Source organism: Aquitalea sp. S1-19, assembly GCF_024343515.1.
In genome coordinates this window covers 24,420-34,451 of sequence record NZ_RJTZ01000027.1, presented here as the reverse complement: position 1 = coordinate 34,451, position 10,032 = coordinate 24,420, and the positions used below count along the sequence as shown (strand labels likewise).

At 64.9% G+C, this 10,032-nt stretch carries 8 protein-coding genes; all 8 read right to left on the bottom strand.

Annotated features, from left to right (window positions below; all coding sequences use genetic code 11):
• The coding region (locus tag EGI20_RS06245) for a phosphotransferase (protein ID WP_498630571.1) at window positions 1-454 on the bottom strand (454 nt) is incomplete at its 3' end.
• A 132-nt stretch (window positions 455-586) separates the two neighbouring features.
• Window positions 587-2,254, bottom strand: coding sequence for a GMC family oxidoreductase (locus EGI20_RS06240; RefSeq protein ID WP_498630569.1), 1,668 nt, complete (start codon window positions 2,252-2,254; stop codon window positions 587-589).
• Complete coding sequence (locus EGI20_RS06235) at window positions 2,241-2,951, bottom strand: nitroreductase (RefSeq protein ID WP_498630567.1); 711 nt, start codon at window positions 2,949-2,951, stop codon at window positions 2,241-2,243. The genes EGI20_RS06240 and EGI20_RS06235 overlap by 14 nt, the downstream gene beginning before the upstream one ends.
• A gap of 75 nt (window positions 2,952-3,026) precedes the next feature.
• Window positions 3,027-4,202, bottom strand: a complete 1,176-nt coding sequence (locus tag EGI20_RS06230; protein WP_498630565.1) for an acyl-CoA dehydrogenase family protein — start codon at window positions 4,200-4,202, stop codon at window positions 3,027-3,029.
• A gap of 90 nt (window positions 4,203-4,292) precedes the next feature.
• Entirely contained in the window at window positions 4,293-5,084 is a 792-nt protein-coding gene (locus EGI20_RS06225) for an enoyl-CoA hydratase-related protein (RefSeq protein WP_498630564.1), read from the bottom strand.
• Window positions 5,081-6,685 (bottom strand): AMP-binding protein, encoded by a 1,605-nt coding sequence (locus tag EGI20_RS06220; protein ID WP_498630562.1) that lies wholly within the window; start codon window positions 6,683-6,685, stop codon window positions 5,081-5,083. Before EGI20_RS06220 ends, EGI20_RS06225 begins: the two co-directional genes overlap by 4 nt.
• An 18-nt stretch (window positions 6,686-6,703) precedes the next feature.
• The gene (locus EGI20_RS06215) at window positions 6,704-7,846 is read right to left on the bottom strand and encodes a CaiB/BaiF CoA transferase family protein (RefSeq protein ID WP_498630560.1); all 1,143 of its coding nucleotides are present in this window, start codon (window positions 7,844-7,846) and stop codon (window positions 6,704-6,706) included.
• Entirely contained in the window at window positions 7,843-10,032 is a 2,190-nt protein-coding gene (locus tag EGI20_RS06210) for a 3-hydroxyacyl-CoA dehydrogenase NAD-binding domain-containing protein (RefSeq protein ID WP_498630558.1), read from the bottom strand. The genes EGI20_RS06215 and EGI20_RS06210 overlap by 4 nt, the downstream gene beginning before the upstream one ends.

Below are 10,032 nucleotides of genomic sequence, written 5' to 3'. Positions count from 1 at the left end.
GCGCGGCGGTTTTTATGCCGGCAAACCAGTGGCGGCGCTGGCTGTCGGCGTCAAGTTCGGCCAGCCAGCCCTGAATATGGTATTGCGGGTTCTCGTTTGGCACCCGTCCTTCGATCCGCTGCATCAGGTAAAACGGCCGCCCGAGCACGGAGGCGTCATCCTCGAAGCCATAAAGATCGGGCACCGGCACGGGGCTGTCTGCCAGCGCCGCCATCACCCGGTACTGCAGCGCCAGATCGTAGCCGGGAAACAGGCCGACCCCTGTTGGAGCCAGGCGCAGCACCAGACTCTGGCGTCTGGTCTCCGGCCCGAGTTCGGCATCAAGCAGCCAGGTCTCGTTGGAATAGCCCTGTGCCGGCGGGTGAAGTGCCAGAATGCGTGCGCTGCCGCCGTGACGCTGGGCGAGCCAGGCACTCAGTGCCGGGGCGATGTCTTGTGCTTGCTGTGGCTGCATGTCAGGCCTTCTGTAGAGGGGACGCCGTTCGGCCCACGGTGGCGCCGTTTTCAGCCGTTTGCCGGCACTGAATTGCCGTTTACGCACCCCGGCGGCCATGGCGGGGACTTGTGCCATGCGTATATCTTGCCGTTACAGAGCGGCGGCAGGGCTGGGGGTCATGGAGGCACTGTGTTTCTCGCCAGTTTTGAGGCGGGCACGGCGCGCCTTGGCAACGAACTCGGCTGCGCGCTCACCTATCATGATCGCGGTGGCGTTGGTGTTGCCGGAAATCAACAGCGGCATCACCGACGCGTCGACCACGCGCAGGCCGCTGACGCCGCGTACCCTAAGCTCGGTATCGACCACGGAAGCCTCATCGCTGCCCATGCGGCAGCTGCCGACCGGATGGTGGCCAGTGGTGCCGCTTCGTCTGGCAAACGCCACCAAGTCTTCGCGCTCCCGGATGGCCGCGCCGGGGTAGGTCTCGGATTCGGTTACTGCAGCCAGTGCAGGGGCGGCGGCAATGCGCCGCGCCCAGTCTATGCCTGCCAGTGTGGTGTCGATGTCGTAGTCGGTGGTGAGATAGTTCATCACGATCTGTGGCGGCTGGGCCGGGTCGGCCGACGCAAGGCGGATATGGCCGCGCGAGGTGGGGCGGCAGACATTGGGTGCCAGGGTGTAGCCGGGGTAAGCATGCAGCGACTTCTTGGCCGATTCCAGCTCGCCCGACAGGGGCAGCAGATGGAACTGCAGATCGGGCCGCGCCAGTTGCGGCGAGCTCTTGCAGAAAATGCCGACTTCGGCCGCCGGCATGGTCATCGCGCCCTGTTTTTTCAGCCAGTAGGCCAGCACCTCGCGCAGCACGCCCACACCGGTGAGGCGGCTGTTCATCGACGCCTGACCCGCCTTGAGCCGCCACATCAGCGGCACCACCAGATGGTCCTGCAAATTGGCGCCTACACCCGGGGCATCGAACCGCGTCGGGATGCCATGCTTTGCCAGATGCTCCTTGGGGCCGATGCCGGAGAGCATCAGCAATTGCGGGCTGGCGATGGCGCCGGCGCACAGCAGGATTTCGTGTCTGGCCGTGGCCAGTTTCAAGACGCCGTTTTGACGGTATTCGACGCCGGCCGCACGCGGGCCATCGAAGACGATGCGCGTCACCGTGACGCCCGAGGTGAGCGCCAGATTGCCGCGCGCCAATGCCGGCGCGAGATAGGCGTGCGCAGCCGAGCAGCGGCGCGCGCCATCCAGCGTCGCCTGGTAGTAGCCGACGCCTTCTTGCCTATCTCCGTTGAAATCGGTGCTGGCGGGGATGCCGGCTTCGACTGCAGCCGCGATCAGAGTGGCCGATAGCGGCGAGGGGTCAACCAGATTGGCCACCTTGAGCGGGCCGGCATGACCGTGCGCGGCGCCAGGCTGTGCCGGATTGTTTTCCGAGCGCAGAAAATAGGGTTCAACCTCGCGCCAGCTCCAGCCCGTGGCGCCGGCCGCTTCCCAGTCATCGTAATCTTCGCGCTGACCGCGTACATATAACAGACCGTTGATGGCGGAGCTGCCGCCTATGACTTTGCCGCGCGGCAGCGGCACATGGCGCCCATTCAGCCCGGGCTCGGGGCCGGTCTGGTACGACCAGTTCATGGCATGGCCGGGGGTCTGTGTCATGCCCCAGCCTGCAGGCATGTCGACGAGCAGGTTTTTGTCGCTGCCGCCCGCTTCCAGTACCAGCACGCTCACGCTCTTGTCTTCGCTCAGCCTGCCTGCCAGTGCACAGCCGGCACTGCCTGCACCGATGACGATATAGTCAAAGTGATCCATCTCGGTCTCCGGCAAAAAGCACGCAGCTGCCGATGTCGCGTGTGGTGGCGGCCTGGTTGACGGCGGCTGTTGTATCGGCGCGGCCGAAGGAAATGCCGAACATCAGCTGCCAGGCTTCGGTGATGCCGAACTCGGCGCGCACCTGCTGCGGGTGGAAGCTGAGCGAGGTTTGCGGGCAGCTGGCGTAACCCATGGCGGTCAGCGCGAGCATGAAGGTCTGCGCGCACATGCCAAGGTCAGCGGCTTCGCGCGTGCCAAAACCTGCTGGCAGGAAGAAAAACGCCACATGCGGCGCGCCGAAAAAATCGAAATTGCGCATGAACTGGCGGCTGCGTGCGGCCTTGTCGTCGCGTGCAATCTGGCAGGCGCCGTACAGCGCCTCGGCGGCACCGCTCTGGCGCTCGCGGTAGACGCCGTCGTAGCGGCCATCGTAGGGCAGGTCAGGCGCCATGCGCCCGCTGGCCATTTCGCCGGCGATGGCCTGTGCCAGGCGCGTACGTGCGTCGCCCGAGGCGACGGCAATCTGCCATGGCTGGGTATTGCAGTTGGATGGGGCCTGGCAGGCCAGATGCAGCGCGTGCTCGATAGCGGCGCGTGGCAGCGCTTCTGCCAGAAAGGCACGGGTCGAGGTGCGCCCATGCACGATGGCGTCAAATGCGTTGGCAAGGTTCATCGGGGCGTGTTCGGGTGCGGACATGCAGCCTCCTCGGGGTGACAGGCAAGACAGAGACGGCCGACCCGCTTGGGGCACGACCGCCGTTCTCTAGCGGTTTTATCCCAGATAACCCAGCTGCTTCGCAGCCAGATCCAGCATGATCTCTTCGGTACCGCCGCCTATGCACTGCGGACGGGTTTCGCGGAAGATGCGTTCGGATTTCACGCCGCGCATGAAACCGGCGCCGCCCAGAATCTGGCAGGATTCGCGGGCCACATACTCGAGCATGCGCGTCGCCTGTACCTTCAAGAGTGCAATCTCGGCCGGGTTTTCGTGCCCGGCGTCGATCGCGGCCGCGCAGCGCTCGACCCAGGCCAGCGACGCGTAGATTTCGCGCGTCATTTCGGCCAGCTTCTGGCGCACTACCTGGTGCTGCACCAGCTTCTTGCCGAAGGTGGTGCGCTCCTGCGCCCAGGCCAGTGCCTCTTCCAGCGCCACCATGGCAAAGCCGCAGCAGGTGGTGGCGATGCCGAGGCGCTCGCCGTTGAAATTTTTCATCATGCCGCGAAATGCCTGGCCCTCGGCACCGATCAGGTTTTCCACCGGCACGCGGACATTGTCGAAATGCAGGGTGGCGGTGTCGGAGCAGTGCCAGCCCATCTTGTCGAGTTTGGTGCGGCTAAAGCCCGGTGCGTCCTTCTCGATCAGCAGCAGGCTCACGCCTTCGGCGCCGGGTCCGCCGGTGCGTACCGCCACCGTGTAATAGTCGGCGCGCATGCCCGAGGTGATAAAGGTCTTGGAGCCGTTGACCACATAATGGTCACCGACGCGCTCGGCACGGGTCTTGAGATTGGCCACGTCCGACCCGCCCGAGGGTTCGGTCACTGCCAGCGCCATGATCTTGTCGCCGGAGAGCACCGCCGGTGCGATGCGCGCCTTGAGTTCTTCCGAACCGAGCGCGATCACCGGCTTGAGCGCGACCGAGTGCACCATCAGGCCGGCCAGCAGACCGCCAGAGGCGGCTTCGGCCATTTCCATCGAGAACATGATGCCGTGAAAGGTATCCAGCCCTTCGCTGATACCGCCATAGACTTCGGGAAAACCCATGCCCAGGATGCCGGTTTCAGCTGCTTTCTGGTGTAGCGAGCGCGGCAGTTCGCCGTCCTGTTCCCACTGATCGATATGGGGAGTCACTTCGCGGCTGACGAAGCGGCGCACCGACTCGCCCCAGGCATCGTGGCTCTCGTTGTAATGCGGGCTGTGCTGACGCCATTGATCGAACAATCTGGGCATGCTGGTCTCCTGTGTTGCGGGTCTGTCGCCCGGCTGATCACTTCATTCTGCCATGGTGCCGGCTGGCTTCATCGTCCTTTTGGAGGAGGCTCAGCGCCCCAGCCACTGCGGCTTGCGTTTTTCGCTGAAGGCGGCAATGCCTTCGATTACGTCGCGGCTTGCGCGCATGGCTTCCAGCGCGGCGATGCCGCCCGTGTCCTGCAGCGCCAGTGCTGCCGAGAGCGGCAGGTCCAGCCCCGCGTTGACGCAGGCCTTGGTCGCCCGTATCGCCAGTGGTGCACACGCAGTCAGTTTGGCTGTCCAGCGTGCGAGCGCAGCGTCCAGCTCGGCGTCGGGCACGACCTCGTTGACGAGGCCCCAGTCCAGCGCCTGGGCGGCGCGCACGGTCTCGCCGGTGAGCAAAAGCTGCATCGCGCGCTTCATGCCGATCTGGCGCGGCAGACGGTGCATGCCGCCAGCGTAGGCGACGGCGCCGATTTTGGGTTCGGGCAGGGCGAGACGCGCGCTTTCGCCGGCGATTACCAGATCGCACGCCAGCGCAATCTCGAAGCCGCCGCCCATGGCGATGCCGTCAACCACGGCGATCACCGGCTTGTTAAGGTCAAAGCGGCTGGTGAGACCGCCGTAGCCGCTTGTCGGCACCACATAGGGTTCGCCGCCATTGGCGGCCGCATGCATCGCGCCGATGTCGCCGCCGGCGCAAAAGGCCTGGCCGCCGGCGCCGCGCAGCACGCATAGCCACAACTCGTCATCTGCTGCGTAAGCATCCAGAGCATCGGACATCAGGCGGTGGGTTTCGCTGTCCAGTGCGTTCATTAACTCGGGGCGATTGATGGTGATGGAAAGAACCCGGCCATCGATACGGGTCAAGACCTTGCTCATGATTTTTCTCCGTTTTGCAGTGTGCTCTCGGCCGTCTGGCGTGCCCAGCGGTAATCGGCCTTGCCGGCAACCGAGCGCGCGACTTCGGGCACCACCACAACATGTTTGGGCAGCTTGTAGCCGGCAAGCAGGTCGCGGCAGTGTTCGCGCAGCAGTGCCTCGTCGCCGGCACTGGCCGCACGGCGCAGGCTGACCACGGCGGTGACTTTCTGCCCCCAGCGCGGATCGGGGACGCCGACTACCAGCACATCGGTGACGTCGGGGTGGCGGCGCAATACATCCTCGACTTCCTCGGGGAAGACTTTTTCACCACCGGTATTGATGCACTGCGAGCCGCGGCCCAAGAGGGTGATGGTGCTGCCGTCGGCTTCCAGGCGCGCGGCATCCCCCAGCAGCGCGTAGCGCACACCGTCCAGCTGGATAAAGGTTTCGGCGGTTTTTCTCTCGTCGCCCCAGTAGCCGCAAGGCACATGGCCGGCGCGGGCGAGGATGCCGGTCTCGCCCGGCGCGACATGGGCATTGCCCAGCGGAGTCAGTACTGCCAGTTCCGGCCCCAGTTGCAATGTCATCAGCCCCTCGCCGTCGGGGCGCGGCCCCTGACCGATCACGCCACCTTCGCTGGTGCCGTAGCCGTTGCCCATATGGGCATTGGGCATATGGCGCTTGATGTCGTCCTGCAGATGCCGGGCAAACGGAGCGCCGCCCGAGCCGAATACATACACCGCAGACAAGTCCCAGCGGTCCGGGTTTGCCTCCAGCGCATCACGTATCGGCATCGCCATCGCATCACCGACAATGGCGGTGATGTTGACCCGCTGCTGCGCCATGGTATCGAGCACATGCATGGCGTCAAAGCCGGTTTGCGTGGTGGTGACCACGGTGTGGCCGGCAAACAGCGAGACCAGCGTCGCCCACATCGCCGCGCCGTGCATCATCGGCGCAACCGGCATGAAGCGCAAAGGCGTGCCGGCCTGGGCGATGGCCGCCAATTCCTGCGGGCTGGTGACGGGCTGGCCGCTCTTGCGGTACATATCGCCCCCGCCCAGTGCGCCGAAGAACAGTGCCTTGTGCGTCCACATCACGCCCTTGGGCGCGCCGGTGGTGCCGCCGGTATACAGCAGCATCAGATCGTCGTCGTTGCGACCATCCCTGGGTGCCGGTTCGTGGGGGGCGGCCAGTTCGGTCTCGAGTGCCGCGTCGCAACAGAGCGCCACCTGAATGGCGGGAAAGTCGGGCAAGATGGCCGCGACGGTGTCGGCGAGCGCGGGTGCGTACACCAGTGCCGACAGGCGTGCGTTGTCGAATACATAGGCCAGTTCGGCGCCGACATAGCGGTAATTGATATTGACCGGCAGCGCGCCCAGCTTGCAGGCGGCAAAAAACGTGGCCAGATATTCGGCGCCGTTGTAGAGCAACAGGCCGACGGTGTCGCCGCGCCGGATGCCGCGCCGGGCCAGCAGGGCAGCCAGCGCGTCGGCGCGCGCTTCGAGTTCGCGGTAGCTGAGCGTGGCTTCGCCGCTGATGACGGCGCTGCGATCGGGGACGGCGTGAGCGACCTGTTCAAACAGATCGGCCAGGTTGTAGCTGGAAGCTTGCGTCATCGTAGGCTCCATTGGGATTTAGGTGGCATCGCGTGGCGTGTAGCCGATTTCAGCCAGCAGGCGCGTATTGTCCGCGCCCAGCGCAGGTGCTTCGCGCGCTATGGCAAAGTCGCAGCCCGTCATGCGAAACGGTGGGGCAAAGCCGGGGTAGGCGCCGAATACCGGGTGCATGCCGTCAAAGGCTACGCCACGCTTAAGGGCATCGGTACGCGCTTCTTCGGTGCTGAGTACCGGGGTGACACAGGCGTCCAGCCCCTCCATTTTCTGTGTCCATTCAGCCAGGGTATGGCGGGCGATTTCGCCGGCCAGCTCGGCGCGTGCGGCGCGACCGGCATCACCATCTACATGGCCTTGTGCGATCAGGTCGCTGCGTTCGATGCGCTGGCAGAACGCCTGCCAGAACTTGAATTCGATGGCGCCGACGGCCAGATGGCGGTTGTCGGCGGTGCGGTAGACGCCGTAGCAGGCCAGGGCGCCGGAGAGATAATCCTCGCCGCGGGCAGGGGCCGTCCTGGCCTGTGCCGCGCCGGCTTGCGCCATCACATTGTGCACGGTGGCGCTGTCGGCCATGGCCACATCGATATAACGCCCGTCGCCGCCGCGCGCGACATCAAACAGCGCAGCTAAGATGGCGGTGGCGGCGCTGAGCGCTCCGCCGGCGATATCGGCGAGCGGGAAGTTGCCGCTGACGGGGTCCATCCCGGCCGCGCCGTTCTGGTCCAGCGTGCCGGCCAGCGCCTGATAGTTGATGTCGTGACCGGCAAGTGCAGCACGTGCGCCGCTTTGGCCGTAGCCGGAGATCGCGCAATAGACGAGCTTGGGGTTGATGGCCGACAGTGCCGCCCAGCCTAAGCCCAGCTTGTCCATCACGCCGGGACGGAAGCCCTCGACCAGCACGTCGGCGGATTTGACCAGCGCCTTGATGATGGCGACGCCGGCATCGGTTTTCAGGTCCAGCGCCAGCGAGCCCTTGTTGCGCGACAGCATGCAGAACAGGGTGGAAAATTCGCCCTGGCCCATGCCGCGTGCGGCATCGCCGCCTTTGGCGGGCTCGACCTTGATCACCTCGGCGCCCATGTCGGCCAGATGCAGCGTGCACATCGGCCCGGGCAAGAGCTGGGTCAGGTCCAGAATGCGCACACCCTTCAGTGGCGCGCTCATGCCGTCTCTCCCTTGCGCGATGCAGACGCAACGAGGGCGTTTTTGCCATAGAAGCGCTGGCCGTTTTTCGCCATGTCGCGCAGCAGCTCGGGGATGGCAAAGCGCTCGGCCGAGACTTCGCGTGCCAGAAGCTCGCAGCGCGCTATTACTTGAGCCAGACCCAGGGTATCCATTGTGGAGAACGGCCCGCCAAGATAGGCGGGGAAGCCGACGCCCAGGCAGGCGCCGACGTCACCGTCGGCGGCATCAAACAGCACGCCGTCGGCCATGGTGCGTGCGGCATCGGCCAGTTGCGCATACAGCAGCCGCGCTTTCACCTGCTCGACATCCGGCTGCTCGGTTTTTTGCGGCCAGATGGCGGCAAGCCCGCTCCACAGCTGTTTGCCGCTGTCGCCATATTCGTAAAAACCCATGCCGTTCTTGCGGCCGTGGCGGCCGTGCTTGACGACCAGCTCGGCGATCACCGGCACCGACGAGCCCGGGTGATAGTTATCGCCCTCGTCCTGCCGGCGCTGCTGTGCGCCCTTGTGCGCCAGATCCAGCCCCACCTCGTCGGCTACCGCCAGCGGCCCTACCGGGTAGCCGGCCAGGTGCGCCGCCTGCTCGATCAGTACCGGCGAGATGCCCTCGGCCACCATGGTGATGCCCTCGTTGAGGAAGGCGCCAAAGAAACGGCTAGTAAAGAAACCCGGGCTGTCGTTGACCAGGATCGGCGTTTTTTTCAGCTGGCCGACAAAATCCAGTGCCAGCGCCAGTGCATGGTCGGATGTCTCATGGCCCTTGATGACCTCGACCAGCGGCATGCGCTCGACCGGCGAGAAAAAATGCAGGCCGATAAAGTTGCCGGGGCGCTCAAGCGTGGCGGCAAGGCCGGTAATCGGCAGTGCCGAAGTGTTGGAGGCGAGGATGGCCGAAGACGGCAGTGCCGCTTCGGCGCGGGCGAAGACTTCGGCCTTGACCGCGCGGTCCTCGAACACCGCCTCGATCACCAGGCTTGCGTCCTGCAATAGCGCATAGTCGGTAGTCGCGCTGATGCGGGACAGTACCGCGTCCATCTTGTCCTGCGTCGTGCGCCCCTTTTCAAGGTCGCGCGCCAGGCGGGTACGCGCATAGTCCTTGCCCTTGTCGGCTGCCGCCTGCTCGCGGTCTATCAGCACCACTGCGATGCCGGCTTGCGCGGCGACCAGCGCGAGGCCTGCGCCCATCAATCCGGCGCCCAGTACGCCGATTTTCTGGTGCTTGTGCCTGGCGATGCTGTCAGGGCGGTGCATCAGGCGGTCGGCCTTGCCCTTGTTGATAAACAGCGTGCGTATCATGTTGCCGGCAACCGGATCGAGGTTGAGCCTGACAAAGTATTTGCACTCGATGTCCAGCGCCTTGTCCATGGGCAGTTGCATGCCCTCGTACAGGCAGCTCAGGATAGCTTGCGGTGCCGGCAGGTTGTGGCAGGTATTGGCTTGTACCGACGCGTTGCTGCCCAAAAATAGCTGGGCAATGGCCGGCTCCAGCGGGTTTTGCCCGCCGGGAATGCGAAAACCCTTGCGGTCCCATGGCTTGCTTGCGTCGGGTGAGTCCGTAAGCCATGTGCGTGCACAGTCCAGCAGCTCTTCGGCCGGCACCAGCGCGTCTATCAGGCCCATCTCCAGCGCCTTGGCCGGCTTGATCTGCGAGCCTTGCAGCAGCAAGGGCAGGGCGCGTGCCACGCCCAGCATGCGCAAATAGCGCTGGGTGCCGCCGGCACCGGGCAGCAGGCCGACGCCGACTTCGGGCAGACCGACCATCATGCCTTTGACGTCGGCAGCGCAACGGTAGTGGCAAGCCAGCGCGATCTCGAAGCCGCCGCCTAGCGCTGCGCCATTGAGCGCACAGGCAAAGGGTTTGCCGCCGGTTTCTATCTTGCGCAGCAAGGCGGAAAACGCGCGGCACTCGCTGTAGAGTTTGGCCGCATCAGGGGTCTCGGACAGTGAGGCTTCCAGCGTTTTCAAATCAGCGCCGGCAACGAAGGAGCTCTTGGCCGAAGTCAGCAGCACACCCTTGACTTGCGCGTCGGCCAGCGCCGCATCGACATGATGGCGGAAGCTGTCGATGAAGTGGCGGTCCATTACGTTGGCCTGGCTGTCAGGCTGGTCTATGGTCAGGGTAAAAATGCCGTTGGCGGCCAGTTCGCACTTGAAATAATCAATCAT

What these genes read in the sequence shown, in the direction of transcription:
- EGI20_RS06210 (WP_498630558.1), bottom strand. Translation starts at nt 10,032, where the DNA reads ATGATTGATTATTTCAAGTGCGAACTGGCCGCCAACGGCATTTTTACC.
- EGI20_RS06230 (WP_498630565.1), bottom strand. Translation starts at nt 4,202, where the DNA reads ATGCCCAGATTGTTCGATCAATGGCGTCAGCACAGCCCGCATTACAAC.
- EGI20_RS06225 (WP_498630564.1), bottom strand. Translation starts at nt 5,084, where the DNA reads ATGAGCAAGGTCTTGACCCGTATCGATGGCCGGGTTCTTTCCATCACC.
- EGI20_RS06240 (WP_498630569.1), bottom strand. Translation starts at nt 2,254, where the DNA reads ATGGATCACTTTGACTATATCGTCATCGGTGCAGGCAGTGCCGGCTGT.
- EGI20_RS06235 (WP_498630567.1), bottom strand. Translation starts at nt 2,951, where the DNA reads ATGTCCGCACCCGAACACGCCCCGATGAACCTTGCCAACGCATTTGAC.
- EGI20_RS06215 (WP_498630560.1), bottom strand. Translation starts at nt 7,846, where the DNA reads ATGAGCGCGCCACTGAAGGGTGTGCGCATTCTGGACCTGACCCAGCTC.
- EGI20_RS06220 (WP_498630562.1), bottom strand. Translation starts at nt 6,685, where the DNA reads ATGACGCAAGCTTCCAGCTACAACCTGGCCGATCTGTTTGAACAGGTC.